Genomic DNA, 21,545 nt, shown 5'->3' with positions numbered 1-21,545 from the left:
GAAAGTAAGTAAATGAATATTTTTGATACGCATACTCACTTGAATGTGGAGGCATTTTTTGGTAAAGAGGCAGAAGAAATCCTACTAGCTAAGGAGTTTAGTGTCACCAAGATGAATGTGGTTGGTTTTGACCGTCCTACCATTGAGCGAAGTTTGATGTTGGCCAAAAAGTATGATGAGATTTATGCCACCATTGGTTGGCACCCGACAGAAGCTGCTTCTTATGATTTAGCTGTGGAAGATTTTATCAGTCAGCACTTAACTCATAAAAAAGTGGTAGCTCTGGGTGAGATTGGCTTGGATTATTACTGGATGACTGCCTCAAAGGAAAAGCAAGTAGATGTTTTCCAGCGTCAGATAGAGTTAGCAAAGCAATACCAGTTGCCTTTTGTTGTTCATACACGTGATGCTATGGCAGACACTTATTCAGCCATAGCAGAAGTTGGTGTTGGGGCAGCAGGCGGCATTATGCATTCTTATTCGGGTTCTTTAGAAATGGCAGAGCAGTTCCTTGAGCTTGGTATGATGATTTCATTTTCAGGAGTGGTGACCTTCAAAAAGGCAACAGACGTTCAGGAAGCAGCGACATATTTACCCTTAGACAAGATATTAGTTGAAACGGATGCTCCTTACCTTGCCCCTGTGCCTAAACGTGGTCGTGAAAATAAAACGGCCTATACACGTTATGTTGTTGAAAAAATAGCAGAGCTTCGTGGTTTGAGTGTTGAAGAAGTAGCAACTGCAACTTATGAAAATGCTATGAGGGTGTTTAAACTTGACAAATAAGATAAAAATTCAAGAAGTTATTGTGGTTGAAGGCAGAGATGACACGGTCAATTTGAAACGATTTTATAATGTTGATACCTATGAAACACGAGGCTCAGCCATCAATGTTGAGGATATTGAACGGATTAAAAAATTGCATGAGCATCGTGGCGTGATTGTCTTGACTGATCCAGATTATCAAGGGGAACGGATTCGACGGATGATTACTCAAGCGATTCCAACGGTCAAACATGCTTTTGTCAACCCAGATGAAGCTGTGCCAGAATCTAAAAGTAAGGGGCGGTCTTTGGGTGTTGAACATGCTAGTTTTATAGATTTAGAAAAAGCCCTTAATGGCTTGCGTGGCCAAGGTCAAAAAACACGCTCATTTGATATTAGTCAGGCAGATTTGATTCGTCTAGGTTTGTTGCTGAGTGCAGATAGTCGTCAACGTCGAGAATATCTGGGTAAAAATCTTCGGATTGGCTACTGCAATGGGAAACAACTATTGAAACGCTTGGAGCTTTTTGATATGAATTTGCAAGAGATTGAAAAGTGTATGAAAGATTATGAAAGGGAAAAGAAATGAGAATAGCAGATTATTCAGTGACCAAGGCGGTTTTAGAACGTCATGGGTTTACATTTAAGAAGTCCTTTGGTCAAAATTTCTTGACTGATACTAATATTTTACAGAAGATTGTCGCAACAGCAGAGATTGATAAGACCGTCAATGTCATTGAAATTGGCCCTGGTATTGGGGCTTTGACCGAGTTTTTGGCAGAACAGGCAGCCGAAGTCATGGCCTTTGAAATTGATGACCGTTTAATTCCGATTTTAGCTGAAACACTGGCTGATTTTGATAATGTTCAGGTTATCAATGAGGATATTTTGCAGGCTGATTTGCATAAGCGAATCCAGGGTTTCAAAAATCCTGATTTGCCTATAAAAATAGTTGCTAATTTACCCTATTATATCACCACTCCTATTCTCATGCATTTGATTGAGAGCAAAATTCCATTTAGTGAGTTTGTGGTGATGATGCAAAAGGAAGTGGCAGACCGCATCTCTGCTCAACCTAAAACTAAGGCTTACGGTAGCTTGTCTATTGCTGTTCAGTATTACATGACTGCCAAGGTCGCCTTTATTGTGCCGCGTACAGTCTTTGTGCCTGCTCCAAATGTTGATTCTGCCATTTTGAAAATGGTTCGTCGCAAAGAGCCCTTAGTCGCAGTTAAGGACGAAGATTTCTTCTTCCGTGTGGCTAAAGCTTCATTTGTTCATAGACGTAAGACCCTCTGGAATAATTTGACAAATCATTTTGGAAAATCAGACGATGTCAAAGTAAAATTGGAGAAAGCTCTTGAACAAGTCCAACTAGCCCCAAATTTACGAGGTGAAGCCTTGGCGATTGAGAACTTTGCCCAGTTATCCGATTGTTTATGGGAACAATTTCATGATTGATGAAGCATACCTTGTCCAAAAGGATGAGGTATTTTATTTATCTTTTGTTGAAATTGTTTTCAAAATCAAAGAAAAGTTTTTCTAATTATTGCTTACGCTTTCATTTTATGAAAAAACATGTTAAACTTAGGTTGTTAGGATATAAATATGCATAAGAGGGAAACGATGGACAAAAAGGAAGTCATTGGCAATAAAATTCGTGCAGAGCGTAAGAAAAGAGGGCTAACTCGTGAGCAGTTTTGTGGGACAGAAACAGAATTGACCGTCAGACAGCTTATGCGGATTGAACAAGGTAAGTCCTTGCCGACCTTGCTGAAATTGGAATATATTGCTGAAACATTAGGGATGTATGTAACCGATATTTTGGGTGACAATAGCATTCATATACCAGAATCATACTTTGAGAAAAAATATCTCTTGTTTAAGAGTAGCTCCTATGGTAATACCGAGCGAATTGCAGAAAAACACCGAATCATCGAGGAAATCTATCAAGAGTATTTTGATTTATTACCCGATGAAGAGCTGTTGACCCTAGATTTGATTGAACGCTTGTTAGATTGGCGACTTCATTCTGAGGGTGAGCGTGCAGATTCTCTATTTGCTGACTATTTTGAACAGGTTCTAATTAAAGATGTCTATGTATTGAATGATTTACTGTTGCTACAATATTATGCAGTGCAATGCCAAGATGTCACTTATGAATCAGAAAAGTTTGGAATTTGTTTTGAAAAAGTGAGAAAACAGGCAATACAAGGAAATGAATTTTATAATGTAGCCTTATTAGGAGTTTTAAGTGCATTTGCTGGTTCTTATCTTGTGAGTCAAGATTATGAAAAGATGTTGCAGACGGTTGAGCGAATGGATGAGATTATTCAGCAAACCTTGCAGCAGGTTTATCGACCAGTTACCTTGTGTTTTAGGGCTAAGTATGCCGTTTATCAATCTCGAGATAAACAGAAAGCTCAACAAGCTTATGATATGGCAATTTTATTGGCAAAAGACATAGGAGATGACATTCTTTGGACTAATTTAACCAAAGAAAAAGACATAGATTTAGCACATTTGGGAAATGTAAAGTGACATGCATGTCCTGTTTTTACTTTTACTTTTCTATTATAATAACATTATCATAAAATGAGAAAGGATGACGGATATGAAAAAACTACTAGTACTCCAACTTGTTTTCAATATTTGGCTTCTTATTACTGGTTAGTAGAAAATTTATAAGAGAACAGTTGTTCTCTTTTTTGTTTAAGAAAGTAGTTGTATAGCGGGATTTTGTACGCTTTTTAAAAGATTTTTGAGTTGCTTAATCTACTATTTTAAGGGTTTTTATTTGATTTTTAAGAAAAATCTTGTTAGAATGAAATCGTTAACAAATAAATCTATTGACGTCATAGAGTATTTAAAAGGTACCCCCAGTTATTTTTAAAGTAATTTAATTCGTTTAAAGAGCAGAGATAATAAATTGTTTTATCTCATTGTTCTAACGTAAATTTATAAATTTTATTAGAGGTAAATCGTGTGTCAAAATATTTAAAGTTTCTCGCTAGCATATTTGCGATTAGCCTTCTACCCCTTTTGTTATTCGTGATTGCTAGTAGCAAGGGCTATGTGTCGCTTGGATCGTCTTGGTCATGGTTACAAGTATTAGCACTAGATAGTCTTCCTAAGTGGCTTTTTGTTGGCTTATTTTGGCTATCAGTTAGTTTGTTATTATTAGTGTTTTTGTTTTTATTAATTGTGTTATGTTATCCGAAAACGTATACTCAGTTAACTTTACTTGATGATAAGGGTAAACTTTTGTTGGAAAAGTCTGCCTTGGTTGGCTTTATCAAATCAATTGTAGAAGAAAGTGGAGTTTTAGAACAATCACAGGTAAAGGTTAAAGTATCTAAGAGACGTTTAAAAGTTACGATCTTGGGACTTGTAGCAGAACAAAATGATGTAGTCAACAAGTTGGCTGAGGTAAAAGAGACAGTTGAAAAAGGCTTGGTTGAGTTCTTTGGTCTGTCACAAAAATTATCTTTTCAAGTTAAAGTTAAGAATATTTTACCTAAGCAAACAACAGTACGTCAATCTGGACGCGTAGAGTAGAAGAGAGATTAAGATGAAAGATTTAGAAAAAATGAAGCTTCCCATTATTGGGGCTCTAAGTGGTCTATTTCTTGCCTTCTTGCTAATTAAAATAGGATTTTTTAATACTTTGTTCCTTCTATTATTAGCAGGACTTGGCTTTTATATAGGCTATCGTGTAGATCAATTAGGAATATTTAAGAAATAAAAGGAGGATCAGTAATGACAAATAATAATGTAAACAAACCAGCGGCTATCCAAGGTGAACTAACCTATGAAGACAAAGTTATTGAAAAAATTGTTGGTTTAGCAATTAGTTCAGTTGATGGACTTTTGGCTGTTAGTGGTGGTTTTTTCGCTAATTTAAAAGATAAAGTAATCAATAGTGATAATGTGACAACAGGTGTCAATGTTGAAGTTGGTAAAAAACAAGTGGCTATTGATTTAGATATTGTAGCTGAATACCAAAAACATATTCCAACAATATTTAGTGAAATTAAATCTGTAGTTGAACAAGAAGTTAAGAAAATGACAGATCTAGATGTCGTTGAAGTTAATGTTAAAGTTATTGACATTAAGACAAAAGCTCAACATGAGGCGGATTCTGTTAGTCTTCAAGATCGAGTGTCAAATGTAGCTGAAAGCACAGGTGATTTTGCTTCTGAACAAGCAAATAAATTGAAAGCAGCTGTTGGCAATAGTACAGAAAAAGTCAAGGATTCAATTGCAGAACCTCGTGTAAAATAAAAATATTATAGAGATAGGAGAATAAGATGTCAGAAAAAATGGACTCAAAATTGGAACAAGTAGCGGGCGGTGTTAAGGAAGCCTTTGGTAAAGTAACTGGCGATAAGAAGACTGAGACTGAAGGTCAAGTAGAAAAATTATCTGGTAAAGTTAAAGAATCTATTGAAGATGTAAAAGACACGGTTAAAGGTGCTCTTTCGGGTTTAACTAAAGACTAGAAATTAATTTTTAGTGAAAGGAATGACAAATGACACAAGAAATTAAGACTAGTATTGCTTACAATGATAAAGTGATTGCAAAGATTGTTGGTCAGGCATTAGAAAATATTGATGGTCTATTGGCTATTAGTGGTGGTTTTTTATCTGACTTTAAGGACAAGTTAATCAATTCAGATGATGTTACAGACGGTGTTAATGTTGAAGTTGGCAGTGAAGAGGTTGCGGTTGATCTGAAGATAGTTGTTGAGTATGGTAAGGATATTCCTCAATTGGTTGATCAGATTAAAGCATTAGTGGCCGAAAATATTGCGGTGATGACTCGTTTGAACTTGGTTGAATTGAATGTTAAAGTTGTAGATGTTAAGTCTAAAGAGGAGCATGAGCAAGATTCAGTAACTTTACAAGATAAGGTGACTGATGCAGCTAAAAAAACAGGTGATTTTGCTAGTCAACAAGCTGAAAAAATTAAAGACTTGACAGTTGATGGTATTGATAAAGCTAAAGAAGTCACAGCCGAGGGTTTGAATCAAGTTAAGGGAAAATCTGAAAACAACTAATATCTAGTTAATTAGCAGATTTAGTAAAAAAGATTAAGGTAATTGCCTTAATCTTTTTATTGTATCAACTTTTTGATATAATAAGACGAAGGTTAAAAAGAGTTCACTCGCAAGGAAGGATTGTGAAGTTTTTGTTTATTTTTAGAAAAATGAGGCTTCTTTTAGGTGGAAAAAAGTAACAAAAATATGATAACTAATATGCATGGTGTAAATTTTGAAAAAATAGGAAATGAGTTAGATGAAGTATTCTTTAATTTTACCAGTTTATAATGTTGCTGAGTATCTTGAGAGATGCTTGACTTCAATTTTAAAGACCTCTTTTGAAGATTATGAAATTATTTTAGTTAATGACGGTTCTTTGGATAACAGTTCGACGATTTGTGATACTTATGCAAGGACATATCATCAAGTAACGTGTTATCATATTCCTAATCAAGGAGTAGCTCACGCAAGGTTATTTGGACTTGAACGGGCTCAAGGTGAGTATATTTGGTTTATTGATCCAGATGATTATATTTTAGGAGATCCTTTGACGCAATTGGTGCCATCTTTAGATTTACTTCCAGATGTACTCATGTTTGACTATCAAGATTATCATTTTCAGAAAAAGATAGTTGAGAAAGTAACTTCTCCCTATTATGGTTATCTTAATCAAGAAACGTTTAGAAAGCAATTTGTATCTCTTTTTGGTTCTAATATGCTCTATACGGTGTGGAATAAATTATATCGTCGAGATTTTTTGTTAACTCATCAACTTTCTTTTCCTAAATTGACCTTTGGTGAAGATACTCGATTTAATTTTGAAGTTTATCGTCAATTAAATAGTATGGTTATTGTAGATGGTAATTATTATACGTATGTGATTGGTCGTCCTAGTTCGGCTGCTAATGTGTATCGACCAGAACGTTTACAGGCTAAATTAGAAGAACATACTCAGTTATTAACTTTGTTAGATGAATTTGGTCAGGAATCTGCGACTTTATCTCGTTATCTACGTAGTAAAATCGTGATGAATGTTGCTAACAATATTTCTCAAAGTAATTTAAGTTATAAATCGAAAAAACAGGAATTAGCTAAATTACTAGCGTTACCAGAGTTTAAGGGAATTTTTACTAACAATTCAACATTGACAAAACCGGTTAAGTTAACGTTAGGTCTAGGATTCTTGGATGCTTACTTACTGTTGAAAAAAATTAAAGTCTAGAAGGAGTTTGACATGATGTCAAAAATTTTAACCATAACAGTGCCATCTTATCATACAGAACAATATATGGATGCCTGTTTGCCAACACTATTAAATGAAAAAATAAATGACAGGTTAGAAATTCTTATTGTTAATGATGGATCGACAGACGGTACTTTAGAAAAAGCAAGAACTTATGAGCGTCAATTTCCTGATACAATTCGTGTTATTGATAAAAAAAATGGAGGACATGGGTCAACAATCAATAAAGGGATTGAACTGGCAACGGGTAAATACTTTAAGGTTGTTGATGGTGACGACTGGGTTAATACGGATCAATTGGTCAGATTGGTTGAGGATTTACAAGACTTAGATGTTGATATTGTGATAACTCCTTATGAGGATCATAATATGGATACGAAAGAGATTAAAGTACAAGATTTTCCTCATCAAAAAGCGGGTGTTCTTGTAAGCTATGATCAATTATTGAAAGAAGCTGATCGATTGCCAATGATGCATGCAACGACTTTTAAGACAGCTATTTTAAAAGAAAATGCAATCCATATTGATGAAAAAATGTTTTATGTTGATATGGAGTATATCACCTTTCCAATGCCATTTTTACAGACAGCTTGTTATTTGCCTCATCGAGTTTATTGTTATCGTATGGGGACGGCGGAACAAAGTGTTAATCCTGCTAATTTTGTTAAGAATCGGGAAATGCATCGTCAAGTGACATATCAATTGGTTAATCTTTATAATCAAATTGAGAAAGAGTATCCATCAGCGACTAGAACACAAATTTTAAAGAAACAGTTACTAGATCATGAATTTATTTTAGATACTCATATTTGTCTTTATGTAGACGATGCGAAGCAAGGTCGACAAGAGTTTTTGGATTATCAAAAGAGAATAAAGGAGTTAAATCCACAGCTTTGGAAAGAATTATCTAGTAAAAAAGTTAAGTTGTTGTCTGTTGCCAATGGGTTATTTTTCCCTCTTTTAAAAGTTTACATGCGTGGAAAAGCGATTCGTTAATTTACTATTCCCCTATACGTTTCAAGAAAAACGCTGAAAAAATAAGCAAAACCCCTTGACAAAAATGGGGGGGGGGGGGTAGTATAATGGTAAGTGAATAATATAATTATAGGAGAGATGTATGAAAAAGAAAATGTATAAAGCAAAGAAACGTTGGGTAGTTGCTGGTGTTGCGGTAGCAAGTGTTTTAGCTGGAACAGCAAGTCAAGTATCTGCTGATACAGAAACTGTTACTGAAGATACCACTACACAAGTTATGGCAACTAACGAAACTGTTTCAGAACAAACAACAGATCTTGAAAATGCCCAACAAAATGTTGTAGTTACTCAAGAAAATCTAACGACAGCACAAAACACAGAATCCGCTGTTTTGGAAGAAGTAAAAGCAGCTCAAGTGGCTGTTGACACTCAAGCACAAACTACTAATCAAGCACAGACAGATGCTTCAACGGCGACATCAGAAAAAGAAATTGCAGAAAAGGATCTTGTATCAGCAAATCAAGCTGTAGTTCAAGCTGGACAACAAGTATCTACTCAGCAAGAAGCTGTTTCAAAATCAGAAGAAGCAGTTGCATTGGCACAAGAAGCTGTTAATCAAGCACAGTCTAGCTCTTCAGAAGAAGAAAAGACTAAATTACAAGATGCAGTAACATCGGCAAAAACAGATTTGGAAACAGCTGAAAAAGAGAAAAATGAGTTACTAAACACAGGAGATGACAAGTATTATCCTGTAGATAATGTATCATTTAAGTTGAGTGATAGCTATATTAATGCATTGAAAAAACAAGTAGCTAACATTAATAAAACAGTTGATAATTCGGCCATTCAAGCGGTGACAAACGCAGCTAATCAATTAAAAAGTGCATTATCTTATGATGGTAGCCAAGAAACAGCTACAGTTGACTTGGCTAATCTGACTGAAGATCAACGAAAAGAAATCAATCTATTTTCAGTTAATATTATCAATCAAATTCGCCAACAATTTGGAACTCAATCAGTTGTTTCGACTGTGAGTATGTATGATTTTGCTCAAGATGTTGCTAAGGGGATTGTTCTCAATCCAACTAAAGATGGATCAGATAATCCAGACGGTCATGCACGTAAAGGTGAGTATAGCGAAGCCTATACTTATGACTTAATTAATGAAATGGCTTCTAAGAATGGTTTGGCGACGACTGTAGACCGTGAAAAATCTTACGCATCGGCAGCTAAGCGTGCTGAAATTGATGCGGATAAGCAACGTTATTTAGAAACACGTCAAGTTCAAGAGACAGTAGCGTTATTATCTAAAGATAGCATTTCTTCAAGCCAAACAGTCACTATGGGGCAACTAAAAGAGTTAGTCTATGATGGTTTTAAAAAGTTAATGCTTGAGGACGTTTTCAGCCAACATGAAGATGCTAGTAAACGCAATTTAAAACGTGCTTTTGAACGTGCTAATGATATTGCAGGAATTGAAGGGACAAAAGCTAAAACTGATTTAGCAGCAACAAGTGTTAGTGTTCAATTCAACCCTAAAAATGCTACTAATGATAAAAAAGATAGATACACTGTCTTACTTCATACTTTCTTAGAGGAAAATAATGCTAACGGTGTTCCTGGTAATTATGATTTTTCTGATTCTAGCAATAGCCCATATGATAATGATAAAGATAAGTATATTGTTCGTCCATGGGAAGCACAAAACAATCCACTGTCAGCAGATAAGCAGAAATTTGATACAACTCCACTAGTTAATGGCACAGCACCAGATACTGCTAAGTTAGCAGAAGCTCAGAAAAAAATTGATGAAGCTAAGTCTAAATTAGAAACAGCTCAACAAGCTTTGTCTGCATTAGACACAACTGAAGCTCAAAATACTTTGTTAGCTGCTCAAGCAGAATTATTAAAAAATCAAGAAGCTTTGACAAAAGCAGAAAACGAATTACAAACAGCTAAAGAGAATGTCGTTAAAGAAGAAGAAAGTCTTGCTCAGGCTCAAGATAATGAAAAAACAGCTCTAAATAACCTATCAGAGCAACAAGAAAAATTATCTCAACTGATTGTAATTTTAGATGAAGCCAAAGTAAAATATGCAACTGCTAAGGATGACTTAGTTGTGAAACAAGAAGCCTATGATGTTGCTTTATTAGCTTTGAAGACATTGGAAGCACCAACTCTTCCAGTTGATAAAGTCGAAGAGATTGTTGACAAGCAGACACCAATGCAAGAGGTAACAGAAATTCCAACGCTTCCAGTTGATAAGGTAGAAGAGGTTGTTGACAAGCAGACATTAACGAATGAAACAACAGAAGTACCAACTCTGCCAATGGATAAAGTTGAAGAAAACGTTGATAAGCAAATGCCAACAAAAGAGATTATTGAAGCAAAAGTTAATGAATTAACGAATTCAGCATCTCAAATGGTAGAAAAACAAGTAGCAACCGTATCTAAAGCTACTCCTGAAAGTTATCAATCTCTAGTAGCAAAAGTTGAACAAACAATGTCTAAAGATAAAAGTGATCATTCATCACAAGGTCAAATCTTACCTAATACAGGAGATGATTCACGTTTAGCAAGTGTTGTGGGAATGAGTTTGTTAGCTATGGCTGGTGGTATGGCTTACAAACGTAAAGAAGATTAAACAATGAAAAGTGTTTAAGATCAAGTTAAATATTAGAAAAAGATTGAGAGTTATTCTCAATCTTTTTTATATAATGAACATCTTTTTGTTCATGTTCAATAGATATTAGGAGTTGAGCTATTTTTTTGATATAATAAGATAAAGACAAAAGGGTAAAGGAGATCATTTGCAAGGAAGAATTGTTAAGGCTTTGGCTGGTTTTTATTATGTTGAGTCAGAGGGTGTGCTATATCAGACACGAGCGCGTGGTAATTTTCGTAAAAAGGGTCAGACTCCTTATGTTGGCGACTGGGTTGATTTTTCAGCTGATGAAAATTCGGAAGGCTATATTTTAGCGATTCATGAGCGACAAAATGCTTTAGTTCGTCCTCCTATTGTCAATATCGATCAAGCTGTCGTTATCATGAGTGCCAAGGAACCAGATTTTAATGCCAATCTTTTAGATCGTTTTTTAGTACTTTTGGAACACAAAGGCATCAAGCCCTTGATTTATATTTCAAAAACAGATTTACTAGAAGATACTCAAAATCTTTCAGAAATAGCCAGTCATTACCAAGCTATTGGTTATGAGTTTATAACTGAGATGGCTGACTTATTGCCTTATTTATCTGACTGTGTAACAGTTTTTATGGGGCAAACTGGTGTTGGAAAATCAACGCTGTTAAATAAGTTGGCACCAGAGTTAGCTTTGGCAACGGGTGAAATTTCTGATAGTTTGGGTCGAGGTCGTCATACGACCAGAGCAGTCAGTCTTTTTCATGTTTATGGTGGTCTCATTGCAGATACCCCTGGTTTTAGTGCCTTGGATTATGAAGTCACTACCAGTGAAGATCTCAATCAAGCTTTTCCAGAGATTAAACATCATTCAGTTAAATGTAAGTTTAGGACTTGTACACATACGCATGAACCAGCATGTGAGGTCAAATCGGCTGTTGAGACGGGTCAAATTTGGCAGATACGTTATGACAATTACTTGCAACTGCTCAGTGAGATTGAAAATCGACGTGAAACTTATAAAAAGACAATCAAGCGTCAGTAAAGAAAGCTGACGTTTTCATTAGAAAGAGGAAAAAATGAAACGAGTTAACCATATTGCACCATCTATTTTAGCGGCAGATTATGCTAATTTAGCAACTGAACTTAAACGCATTGAAGAAACTGGTGTTGATTATGTGCATATTGATTTGATGGATGGTCAATTTGTTCCTAACATTAGTTTTGGAACGGACTTGGTTGCAAGTATGCGTAAACACAGCCAATTATTTTTTGATTGTCATCTGATGGTGGTGCAGCCAGAACGTTATATTGATGCTTTGGCTCAAGCTGGTGCGGATATGATGACGATTCATACAGAAAGTACCGTTCATATTCATGGAGCCTTGCAAAAAATTAAGGCAAGTGGCATGAAGGCAGGAGTTGTCATTAACCCAGGAACTCCTGTTAGTGTATTAGAACCTGTTTTGGAGTTGGTGGATCAAGTCTTGATCATGACGGTCAACCCAGGATTTGGAGGTCAAGCCTTTATTCCTGAAATGATGAAAAAAGTTGAAGCGGTGGCAGCTATGCGTGAGGCTAGTGGCTTAGACTTTGACATCGAAGTTGATGGTGGTATTGATGATACTACGATTGGTTTAGCAAAGTCTGCAGGGGCTAATGTCTTTGTGGCGGGGTCTTATCTTTTTAAGGGCGATTTGTTGGCACAGGTCAATACGTTGCGTGAGGCTCTGAATGACTAAGGTTGCCTTGTTTGCAGGTGGTGACTTGTCCTATTTTACTCGTCAATTTGATGTGTTTGTTGGGGTTGATCGTGGTAGTCTGTTTCTTTTGGAACAAGGTTTGGCTTTAGATTGGGCGATTGGCGATTTTGACTCAGTGAGTTCAGAAGAATTTGCGAGAATTGAGGCGTCGGCAGGTCATCTCATAACAGCACCTCGTCATAAGGATGACACGGATACTGAATTGGCTTTGATTAAGATTTTTCAAGCCTTTCCAAAAGCAGAAGTGACGATTTTTGGTGCCTTGGGAGGTCGTTTGGATCACGCCTTGACCAATATTTTTCTACCAAGCCATCCAGAACTGAGTTCTTATGCTCATCAGATTTGTCTAGTGGATGACTTAAACCAAGTGACTTATCGACTGGCTGGTAAACATGAGTTGTATCCAGAAGCAAATTTTGATTATGTTTCTTTTTTGGTAGAAGAACAAGGAAAATTGAAGCTAGAGAATGCTAAATATCCTTTGACGGAAGCGAATTTTTTTGAAAGAAAAATCTATACCAGTAATGAGTTTTTGACAGGTCCGATTAAACTTAGCCTAACGGATGGTTATGTTATCATAATTCAAACAAAAGATAGGAGCTGATAATGGAAATCCTTTTCTTAATCATACTGATTTGCTTGGGTCTTGCTTTGATAGTCTTGTATCGCCGTTTGGTCGAATTGCAGAGCAGTTTACAAGAAAATTTGGATAATCAGTCTGATCGATTATCAGATCAACTCACCTATCAACTGGATTTGGCTAATAAGGAGCAACTGCTCAGCTTGTCCAATCAGTCTAATCAGCAGCAAGCCGAGTTGTATCAACAGTTGACTGATGTTCGTGACGTTTTGAATCGCAATTTGACTCAGCAACGTGATTGGTCAGACAAGAGAATGGAAAGTATCACGCAGCAATTAAATCAAGCCGTTCATACTATGCAAACCTCCAATGAAGAACGTTTGGAGCAAATCAGACAAACCGTTGACGAAAAACTAGAACAGACCCTTCATCGTCGCCTGCAAGCCTCCTTTGAAACGGTTTCTCTTCAGTTGGAAAATGTTAACAAAGGTTTGGGCGAAATGCAGAACTTGGCGCGTGATGTGGGAAGTTTGAGTAAGGTATTGTCTGGCAGTAAAACCCGTGGGATTTTAGGGGAATTGCAGCTGGGTCAAATCATCGAAGACATGCTCAGTCCTCAGCAATACGAACGAGAGTTTGCTACCGTTAGTGGCAGTCAGAATCGAGTAGAGTATGCCATCAAGCTACCTGGTCAAGCTCAAGGTCAATTTGTGTATTTGCCAGTTGATGCCAAGTTTCCTTTGGATGACTACTACCGTTTGGAAGAAGCCTATGATTTAGGAGATAAGCAAGTGATTGCTAAGGAGAGAAAACAGCTTCTAACCAGTATCAAAGGATTTGCCAAGGATATTGCTAATAAATATCTCAATCCACCAGAAACGACTCAATTTGCCATTTTATTTTTACCGACCGAAGGGCTTTATGCTGAAGTCGTGCGACAGGCTGATTTCTTTGATGCTCTTAGACGTGAGCAACACATTTTAGTGGCTGGTCCAAGCACCTTGGCGGCGCTTCTTAATTCTTTATCAGTCGGTTTTAAGACCTTGAATATTCAAAAAAATGCCCATGACATTAGTAAGATTCTAGGCAATGTTAAGACAGAATTTGGAAAATTTGGTGGGTTATTGGAAAAAACTCAAAAACAACTTCGTACAGCGAGCAATAGTTTAGATAGTTTGATGACCACTAGAACCAATGCGATTGTTCGAGCTTTAGATAAGGTTGATAGTTATCAAGATCAAGATACAGCCTTTTTACTGGGAATTTCTCAACTAGGAGGAGAGAATAATGAAAATTAGTCAGATGAAAAAAGACCAGAACTTTGAAGGATTTTACCTTATTAAAACAGCTGAAGTTCGTAAAACACGTGCAGGTAAGGATTATATCGCTCTAACTTTTCAAGATGATAGTGGTGAGATTCAGGGTAATCTTTGGGATGCTCAACCTCACAACGTCAAAGAGTTTATTGCCGGTCGAGTGATTTATATGACAGGACGACGCGAGGTTTATAATGGTACACCTCAGGTAAATCAACTAAGTTTACGTTTGCCCATGGAAGGGGAGCCGTCAGATCCTAGTTTGTTTAAGGAAAAACCACCTGTCAATGTCAACGAAGTCAGAAATTACTTGGAGCAGATGATGTTTAAAATTGAGCAGGCAACTTGGCAACGGATTGTTCGTGCTCTTTATCGGAAATATGATCATGCCTTCTACCATTTTCCAGCAGCGAAAACCAATCACCATGCTTTTGAAACAGGTTTAGCCTATCATACGGCAACCATGGTTCGTTTGGCCGAAAGTATTTGTCAAATCTATCCTAATCTTAACGCTAGTCTACTGATTTCAGGAATTATGCTACACGATTTGGCCAAGGTCTTAGAGCTATCAGGCCCAGACCAGACTGAATATACTTTACGAGGCAATCTACTTGGGCATATTGTTCTCATCAATGAAGAAGTGACAAAGGTTGCTTTAGAATTGGGATTGGATGATGAGCGAGAAGATGTCGTGATGTTACGACACATGTTACTCAGCCATCATGGTCAGTTGGAATATGGCAGCCCAGTTCGTCCGCATTTAATGGAGGCTGAAATCTTGCATATGATTGATAATATTGATGCCAAAATGATGATGATGACAACTGCCCTCAATCGAGTGGATGATGGTGAATGGACAGCCAAACTTTTTGCTATGGAAAATCGTTCTTTTTACAAACCCAAATTGGACCAATAAAACCTTAGAACATTGTTGAAAACAATGTTCGTTTTTTGTATAATATTATCATATAATGACAGAAAGATATGAAAGAGAAGAAGCCTATGAAAATAAGACGAAGTGAGCGTATGGTGGTTATTTCCAATTATTTGCTCAATCATCCTTATAAATTAACAAGTCTGAGTTATTTTGCCGAACAATATAACTCAGCTAAATCATCTATTTCTGAAGATATTGCCATTATCAAACGGGCTTTTGAAAAAACTTCTGTTGGTGAAATAGAAACCTTAGCTGGAGCCAGTGATGGTGTGATATTTCGTCCAACTATGGATCAAGCTGAAGCCCGTCAGGTTTTGGAAGAGCTAAAAGAACTCTTGGCTCAGAGTGATCGCATTTTACCAGGAGGCTACATCTACCTGTCAGATCTTTTGAGTACGCCTCGTATTTTGAAAAATGTTGGTCGGATTATCGCAAATCATTTTCGTCATGAACAAATTGATGTAGTGATGACGGTTGCAACCAAAGGAGTACCGCTCGCAAATGCAGTGGCTAATGTCCTTGATGTTCCGTTTGTCATTGTGCGTAGAGATTTGAAAATCACAGAAGGCTCAACCGTATCAATCAATTATGTCAGTGCTTCTAGTGACCGTGTAGAAAAAATGTTTCTTTCTAAACGCAGCTTAAAGCCAGGTAGTCGTGTTTTGATTGTTGATGATTTTCTTAAAGGTGGGGGAACCATTACAGGCATGACGAGTCTGTTAGCAGAATTTGACTGCCATTTGGCAGGAGTTGCTGTCTTTGCAGAAAATAATCAGGAAAATCGTAATGATTTAATCTATAAATCTCTTTTGAAAGTATCGCAGATTGATACCAAGAGCAACCATCTTGTCGTTGATGTTGGTAATATCTTTGACTGATTATCTTGTCAGTCCATTAAAAATTTGATATAGTTAGAGGTGCATTAAAGGAGGATTAAAATGCCATTATCAACCCTATTGATTTTTGTAGCCATGTTTGGACTCATGTTTTGGATGCAAAATCAACAAAAAAAACAAGCCAAAAAAGCAGAAGAAGAACGCCAAAATTTAAGCAAAGGTGATCAAATCGTAACTATCGGTGGCATGTACGCTGTCGTTGACGAAGTTGACTTGGCTAATAATAAGATTGTTTTAGATGTGGATGGTGTTTATTTGCCATTTGAATTGACAGCCATTAAACGTGTCGTAGCCAAAGGAACAACTCAGGCTACTAGCCCTGTCGTTGAAGAAGCAAGTGAAACAGCTATTGTAGAAGAGTAGGATTAGCCTACTCTTTTTGTGTAAAATGAACAAGTGACTAGCAAAAGCACCTTAAAATATGATAAAATAGTAGTAGTTCTAACAAGTAATAAGGAAATTTATGTTTACATTTAAGAAAAAAAAAGTTGTTGAGGAAGGTCTAGAAAAAATCCCTCAGCATATTGGCATTATCATGGACGGTAATGGTCGTTGGGCTAAAAAAAGATTGCAACCGCGTGTCTTTGGTCACAAAGCTGGTATGGATGCTTTGCAGGCTGTCACAATAAAAGCAGCTGACCTGGGTGTCAAGGTACTGACTGTCTATGCTTTTTCAACTGAAAATTGGTCTCGTCCAGAAGATGAAGTCAAGTTCATTATGAATCTTCCTGTTGAGTTTTTTGATCGCTATGTCCCAGAGTTACATCAAAATGGTGTACGTGTTGAGGTAATAGGTGAAACAGATCGTTTACCCAAAGAAACCTTAGTTGCCTTAAATCAAGCACGCGAGTTAACTAAGGATAATCAAGGTTTGATTTTGAATTTTGCCTTGAACTATGGTGGTCGTAGAGAGTTGACCTTGGCAGTACAAGAATTGGCTCAACAGGTGGCTGATGGAAAACTGACAGCGATGCAGATAACAGAAGAAATGATTGCCGAGAATCTGCAGACGAAGCACTTACCAAAAGCTTATCAAGATCCAGACTTGGTGATTCGAACGAGTGGCGAGTTGCGTTTGAGTAATTTTTTACCTTGGCAGGCAGCCTATAGCGAGTTTTATTTTACAGATGTGTTGTGGCCTGATTTTGATGACGAACAATTATTGTTGGCTTTGGCTGACTATAACCGTCGTCACCGTCGTTTTGGAGGGCTTTAGAAGGGAAAATCATGAATCGTGAACGTTTAATTTATGGTGGTATTGTTGGAGCAGTTTTTTTGTTCTTTCTATTGATAGGAGGCGTGTTTTTTCAACTATTTGTAGGTGGTTTGGCTATACTTACTGTCGTTGAACTATTACAGATGAAAAAGTTAGAGGTCTTTTCGCTAGAAGGTATATTGACCATGCTAGCAACCTTTGTCTTAACAATCCCGTTACAAAATTATTTTCCGTCTTTGCCGATGGATGCTAGCCTAACAGCTTATGCTATTGTGGTATTTATGCTACTATCTGGAACGGTGTTAAATGCTAATCAGTATAATTTTGATGAAGTTTGTTTTCCGATTGCCATTAGCTTTTATGTTGGCATTGGTTTTCAAAATTTAATCGCTGGTCAGATGGCAGGTCTGAACAAGATACTTTTAGCTATTTTGATTGTTTGGGCGACAGACATTGGTGCTTATACTATTGGTCGTCGTTTCGGTCGTCGTCAGTTACTACCAAAAGTATCGCCCAATAAGACCATTGAGGGTGGCTTAGGTGGCATCGTGTCAGCCATGTTTATAGCTATTATTTTCATGTTGATTGATAAATCAGTCTATGCCCCTCGTCACTTTTTGACCATGTTAATTTTAGTCATCATTTTTAGTGTTTTTGCTCAATTTGGTGACTTGGTTGAAAGTGCCATCAAGCGTCATTTTGGTGTTAAGGATTCAGGTAATACAATTCCTGGTCATGGTGGAATTTTAGATCGTTTTGATAGTATGATTTTTGTACTACCAATCATGGACTTTTTCGGCTTGTTTTAAGAGCTAGAAAGGAAAAAAGTAATGCTTGGAATATTAACATTTATTTTTATTTTTGGTGTGATTGTCACCATTCATGAGTATGGTCACTTTTACTTTGCTAAAAAAGCGGGCATCTTGGTGCGTGAGTTTGCTATTGGTATGGGGCCTAAGATTTTTGCTCATAGAGGGCAAGATGGCACGCTTTATACCATTCGTTTACTACCTTTGGGAGGTTATGTGCGAATGGCAGGCTGGGGAGATGATAAGACCGAAATTAAAACCGGTAGTCCTGCCAGTTTGACGCTCAATCAAGCTGGAAAGGTTACTCGTATCAATTTATCTCAGAAACAATTAGATGTAAATAGCCTTCCCATGTCTGTTTTATCTTACGATTTAGAAGATAAGCTTCAAATCACAGGTCTGGTTTTAGATGAAACAAAGACGTTTACCGTTGATCATGACGCCACTATCGTTGAGGTTGATGGTACAGAATTGCGAATTGCTCCCAAGGATGTTCAATATCAAAATGCCACAGTGGCAGGTAAGTTGATGACCAACTTTGCTGGCCCAATGAATAATTTTATCTTGGGAACTGTGCTTTTTATGGTTTTAGTTTTTTTACAAGGTGGTGTTGCTGACTATTCTACCAATAAAATGGAAATCAATTCTCAAGGTGCCTTGGCAGCAGCAGGGGTTAAGACAGGCGATCAAATTTTAGCTGTCGGAGATTATCAAGTTACCAACTGGGAAGATTTAATAAAAGCTATGGATCAGACGACTGCTAACTTGACAGAAGGACAAGCCATTCCCGTTCGTGTCAAATCTGGTCAGACAGAAAAAACACTAGATGTCGTTCCCCAAAAAGTCAGTGATACTTATGTGATTGGGGTTTCTCCTGGTCTAAAACGAGGCCTTTGGGACAAGATTTTCGGCGGCTTAAAAAGTTCAGTACTAGCAGCAGTGAGAATAGTTGACGCACTTAGAAATCTGATTTTACGTCCCAATCTGGATAGTTTGGGCGGTCCAGTTGCTATGTATCAAATCAGTAATCAAGTTGCCAATCAAGGCTTGAATCGTGTGATTGAATTGATGGCATTTTTATCAATCAATATAGGTATCTTTAATTTAGTGCCAATTCCAGTTCTTGATGGTGGAAAAATTGTTATCAACTTATTAGAAGGCATTCGTCGTAAACCACTGAAACAAGAAACAGAGAGCTATCTGACTCTGGCTGGTGTGGTCTTTATGATTTTACTCATGCTGGCTGTAACATGGAATGATATCATGCGAACATTTTTTAATCAATAGAAGAAGGAAAAAGTTATGAAACAAAGTAAAATGCTTATCCCAACGTTAAGGGAGATGCCAAGTGATGCTCAAGTAATCAGTCATGCCTTGATGGTGCGTGCCGGCTATGTCCGTCAAGTATCAGCAGGGATTTACGCTTACCTGCCCCTAGCTAGTCGTACCTTGGAGAAGTTCAAGACGATTATGCGAGAAGAGTTTGATAAAATTGGTGCGGTTGAGATGGAAGCTCCAGCTCTTTTGACGGCAGATTTGTGGCGTGAAAGTGGTCGTTATGACACCTATGGTGCCGACCTTTATCGTTTGAAAAACCGTGACCAGTCTGATTTTATCCTTGGACCAACCCATGAAGAAACCTTGACCATGTTGGTTCGTGATTCGGTTAAATCTTATAAACAGTTACCACTTAACCTTTATCAAATTCAATCTAAATACCGTGATGAAAAACGTCCTCGTAACGGTCTATTGCGTACGCGTGAATTTATCATGAAAGATGGTTATAGCTTCCACCAAGATTATGACAGTCTTGATGTGACTTATGAAGATTACCGCAAGGCTTATGAAGCAATTTATACGCGTGCAGGTCTGGATTTCAAGGCGATTATCGGAGATGGCGGAGCAATGGGTGGTAAAGATAGCCAAGAATTTATGGCGATTACACCAGACCGTACAGACCTAGATCACTGGTTGGTTTTGGACAAATCAATTGCTTCGCTTGATGAAATCCCAGCTGATGTGCTTGATGAAATTAAGAAAGAATTAACCTCTTGGGTGGTATCAGGTGAAGATACGATTGCCTACTCAAGTGAGTCAGACTATGCAGCTAATCTTGAAATGGCGACAGATGCCTTTACGCCGTCAACTAAGGTGGTAGCTCAAGACGAGATGGCTAAGGTGGAAACACCAGATTGCAAGACCATTGATGACGTGGCTGCCTTTTTACAAGTTGCCGAAGAACAAACCATCAAAACCCTTCTCTTTATGGCTGACGGTCAACCTGTCGTGGCGCTCTTGGTAGGTAATGACCAAGTCAATGATGTGAAATTAAAAAATCATTTGGCAGCAGATTTTCTTGAACCAGCTAGTGTAGAACAAGCTCAAGAGGTCTTTGGTGCAGGTTTTGGTTCACTTGGTCCAGTTGGTTTGGCTGAGGGTATTCGTATCGTTGCTGATCGTAAGGTTCAATATTGCTATAATGCCGTGGTTGGTGCTAATCAAGACGGTTATCATTTGACAGGTGTTAATCCAGAACGTGATTTCAAGGCAGAATATGTGGATATTCGTGAAGTTCGTGAGGGTGAATTGTCACCAGATGGAAAAGGCACACTCAAGTTTGCTCGTGGTATTGAGATTGGTCACATTTTCAAACTCGGAACACGCTATTCAGCTAGCATGGGTGCGAATATCCTTGATGAAAATGGTCGCAGTGTCCCAATGATTATGGGGTGCTATGGTATCGGTGTTAGCCGTATCTTGTCTGCTGTTATCGAGCAACATGCCCGCTTATTTGTCAGCAAGACACCAAAAGGTGATTTCAAATACGCTTGGGGAATCAACTTCCCTAAAGAATTGGCACCGTTTGACGTGCATTTGATTACAGTTAACGTTAAAGATGATGAAGCACAAGCTCTGACAGATAATTTAGAGAAGCAGTTGATGTCAGCAGGTTATGATGTCTTGACAGACGATCGTAATGAACGTGTAGGTTCTAAGTTCTCAGATAGTGATTTGATTGGTTTGCCAATCCGTGTTACTGTTGGTAAGAAAGCCTCAGAAGGCATTGTGGAAGTTAAAATCAAAGAAACTGGTGATAGTATTGAAGTTCATCAAGAAAACCTACTTGAAACCTTGAAGATTTTGACAGAAGAAAAAGCATAAGATAACTAAATAACTCACTTGATTACTGATCAAGTGGGTTTCTTTTTAGAAAATATAAAAACCTATTGACAGAATTTGGGGAGTGTGGTAGAATAGTCTTTGTTGTTAGCGGGGATGGCGGAATTGGCAGACGCGCAGGACTAAGGATCCTGTGACCGCTTTAGGTCGTGTGGGTTCAAGTCCCACTCTCCGCAAAGTAAAAGG

Annotated in this window: 23 protein-coding genes and 1 tRNA gene; all 24 read left to right on the top strand. The window is 37.5% G+C overall.

All coding sequences use genetic code 11. The features are described 5' to 3' along the window. Window positions 1-12: 12 nt before the first annotated feature. The 24 genes from FRX54_RS04000 to FRX54_RS03880 all read left to right on the top strand — a co-directional run bounded on the left by FRX54_RS04000 (window position 13) and on the right by FRX54_RS03880 (window position 21,535). Window positions 13-786, top strand: coding sequence for a TatD family hydrolase (locus tag FRX54_RS04000; protein WP_146461303.1), 774 nt, complete (start codon window positions 13-15; stop codon window positions 784-786). Further along, complete coding sequence (gene rnmV, locus FRX54_RS03995) at window positions 776-1,354, top strand: ribonuclease M5 (RefSeq protein ID WP_146461301.1); 579 nt, start codon at window positions 776-778, stop codon at window positions 1,352-1,354. The genes FRX54_RS04000 and rnmV overlap by 11 nt, the downstream gene beginning before the upstream one ends. Beyond that, on the top strand, window positions 1,351-2,226 hold the full coding sequence (gene rsmA, locus FRX54_RS03990; protein WP_146461299.1) for a 16S rRNA (adenine(1518)-N(6)/adenine(1519)-N(6))-dimethyltransferase RsmA: 876 nt from the start codon (window positions 1,351-1,353) through the stop codon (window positions 2,224-2,226). Before rnmV ends, rsmA begins: the two co-directional genes overlap by 4 nt. A 165-nt stretch (window positions 2,227-2,391) precedes the next feature. Then, window positions 2,392-3,306: an XRE family transcriptional regulator gene (locus tag FRX54_RS03985; RefSeq protein WP_146461297.1), complete on the top strand. Its 915-nt coding sequence runs from the start codon at window positions 2,392-2,394 to the stop codon at window positions 3,304-3,306. Window positions 3,307-3,750: 444 nt separating this feature from the next. Continuing rightward, window positions 3,751-4,323, top strand: a complete 573-nt coding sequence (gene amaP / locus FRX54_RS03980; RefSeq protein ID WP_186652479.1) for an alkaline shock response membrane anchor protein AmaP — start codon at window positions 3,751-3,753, stop codon at window positions 4,321-4,323. A 13-nt stretch (window positions 4,324-4,336) separates the two neighbouring features. After that, window positions 4,337-4,510: a DUF2273 domain-containing protein gene (locus tag FRX54_RS03975; protein WP_146461293.1), complete on the top strand. Its 174-nt coding sequence runs from the start codon at window positions 4,337-4,339 to the stop codon at window positions 4,508-4,510. Window positions 4,511-4,524: 14 nt separating this feature from the next. Then, window positions 4,525-5,049, top strand: coding sequence for an Asp23/Gls24 family envelope stress response protein (locus tag FRX54_RS03970; RefSeq protein WP_146461291.1), 525 nt, complete (start codon window positions 4,525-4,527; stop codon window positions 5,047-5,049). Window positions 5,050-5,075: 26 nt separating this feature from the next. Continuing rightward, window positions 5,076-5,267, top strand: coding sequence for a CsbD family protein (locus tag FRX54_RS03965; protein WP_146461289.1), 192 nt, complete (start codon window positions 5,076-5,078; stop codon window positions 5,265-5,267). Window positions 5,268-5,296: 29 nt separating this feature from the next. Further along, window positions 5,297-5,824 (top strand): Asp23/Gls24 family envelope stress response protein, encoded by a 528-nt coding sequence (locus FRX54_RS03960; protein WP_146461287.1) that lies wholly within the window; start codon window positions 5,297-5,299, stop codon window positions 5,822-5,824. Window positions 5,825-6,062: 238 nt separating this feature from the next. Then, entirely contained in the window at window positions 6,063-7,028 is a 966-nt protein-coding gene (locus FRX54_RS03955) for a glycosyltransferase family 2 protein (RefSeq protein WP_146461285.1), read from the top strand. Between the two features lie 12 nt (window positions 7,029-7,040). After that, window positions 7,041-8,045, top strand: a complete 1,005-nt coding sequence (locus tag FRX54_RS03950; RefSeq protein WP_146461284.1) for a glycosyltransferase family 2 protein — start codon at window positions 7,041-7,043, stop codon at window positions 8,043-8,045. 121 nt (window positions 8,046-8,166) lie between these two features. Next, window positions 8,167-10,668, top strand: coding sequence for an SEC10/PgrA surface exclusion domain-containing protein (locus tag FRX54_RS06340; protein ID WP_186652469.1), 2,502 nt, complete (start codon window positions 8,167-8,169; stop codon window positions 10,666-10,668). A gap of 166 nt (window positions 10,669-10,834) precedes the next feature. Beyond that, window positions 10,835-11,707, top strand: coding sequence for a ribosome small subunit-dependent GTPase A (rsgA, locus tag FRX54_RS03935; protein WP_146461282.1), 873 nt, complete (start codon window positions 10,835-10,837; stop codon window positions 11,705-11,707). Window positions 11,708-11,741: 34 nt separating this feature from the next. After that, on the top strand, window positions 11,742-12,404 hold the full coding sequence (gene rpe / locus FRX54_RS03930) for a ribulose-phosphate 3-epimerase (protein WP_146461280.1): 663 nt from the start codon (window positions 11,742-11,744) through the stop codon (window positions 12,402-12,404). Beyond that, entirely contained in the window at window positions 12,397-13,029 is a 633-nt protein-coding gene (locus FRX54_RS03925; RefSeq protein WP_146461278.1) for a thiamine diphosphokinase, read from the top strand. The genes rpe and FRX54_RS03925 overlap by 8 nt, the downstream gene beginning before the upstream one ends. A gap of 2 nt (window positions 13,030-13,031) precedes the next feature. Continuing rightward, window positions 13,032-14,303 carry a DNA recombination protein RmuC gene (rmuC, locus tag FRX54_RS03920; protein WP_146461277.1) on the top strand — a complete coding sequence of 424 codons (1,272 nt, stop codon included), beginning with the start codon at window positions 13,032-13,034 and terminating at the stop codon, window positions 14,301-14,303. Then, window positions 14,293-15,237 (top strand): 3'-5' exoribonuclease YhaM family protein, encoded by a 945-nt coding sequence (locus tag FRX54_RS03915; protein ID WP_146461275.1) that lies wholly within the window; start codon window positions 14,293-14,295, stop codon window positions 15,235-15,237. Before rmuC ends, FRX54_RS03915 begins: the two co-directional genes overlap by 11 nt. 86 nt (window positions 15,238-15,323) lie before the next feature. Beyond that, window positions 15,324-16,136, top strand: coding sequence for a pur operon repressor (gene purR / locus FRX54_RS03910; RefSeq protein WP_146461274.1), 813 nt, complete (start codon window positions 15,324-15,326; stop codon window positions 16,134-16,136). A 60-nt stretch (window positions 16,137-16,196) separates the two neighbouring features. After that, window positions 16,197-16,517, top strand: coding sequence for a preprotein translocase subunit YajC (gene yajC, locus FRX54_RS03905; RefSeq protein ID WP_146461272.1), 321 nt, complete (start codon window positions 16,197-16,199; stop codon window positions 16,515-16,517). Between the two features lie 100 nt (window positions 16,518-16,617). Next, a complete protein-coding gene (locus FRX54_RS03900; RefSeq protein ID WP_146461270.1) occupies window positions 16,618-17,370 on the top strand; it encodes an isoprenyl transferase in 753 nt (250 codons plus the stop codon). Between the two features lie 11 nt (window positions 17,371-17,381). Further along, window positions 17,382-18,179 carry a phosphatidate cytidylyltransferase gene (locus FRX54_RS03895; RefSeq protein ID WP_146461269.1) on the top strand — a complete coding sequence of 266 codons (798 nt, stop codon included), beginning with the start codon at window positions 17,382-17,384 and terminating at the stop codon, window positions 18,177-18,179. 21 nt (window positions 18,180-18,200) lie between these two features. Beyond that, a complete protein-coding gene (rseP, locus tag FRX54_RS03890; RefSeq protein WP_146461267.1) occupies window positions 18,201-19,466 on the top strand; it encodes an RIP metalloprotease RseP in 1,266 nt (421 codons plus the stop codon). A 15-nt stretch (window positions 19,467-19,481) separates the two neighbouring features. After that, window positions 19,482-21,341: a proline--tRNA ligase gene (locus tag FRX54_RS03885; protein WP_146461265.1), complete on the top strand. Its 1,860-nt coding sequence runs from the start codon at window positions 19,482-19,484 to the stop codon at window positions 21,339-21,341. 108 nt (window positions 21,342-21,449) lie between these two features. After that, window positions 21,450-21,535: transfer RNA gene (locus FRX54_RS03880), tRNA-Leu, on the top strand. Window positions 21,536-21,545: the final 10 nt, after the last annotated feature.

The organism is Streptococcus sp. sy004, assembly GCF_007859205.1.
Taxonomy (GTDB): Bacteria; Bacillota; Bacilli; order Lactobacillales; family Streptococcaceae; genus Streptococcus.
This window is presented reverse-complemented; position numbering and strand designations above follow the sequence as displayed.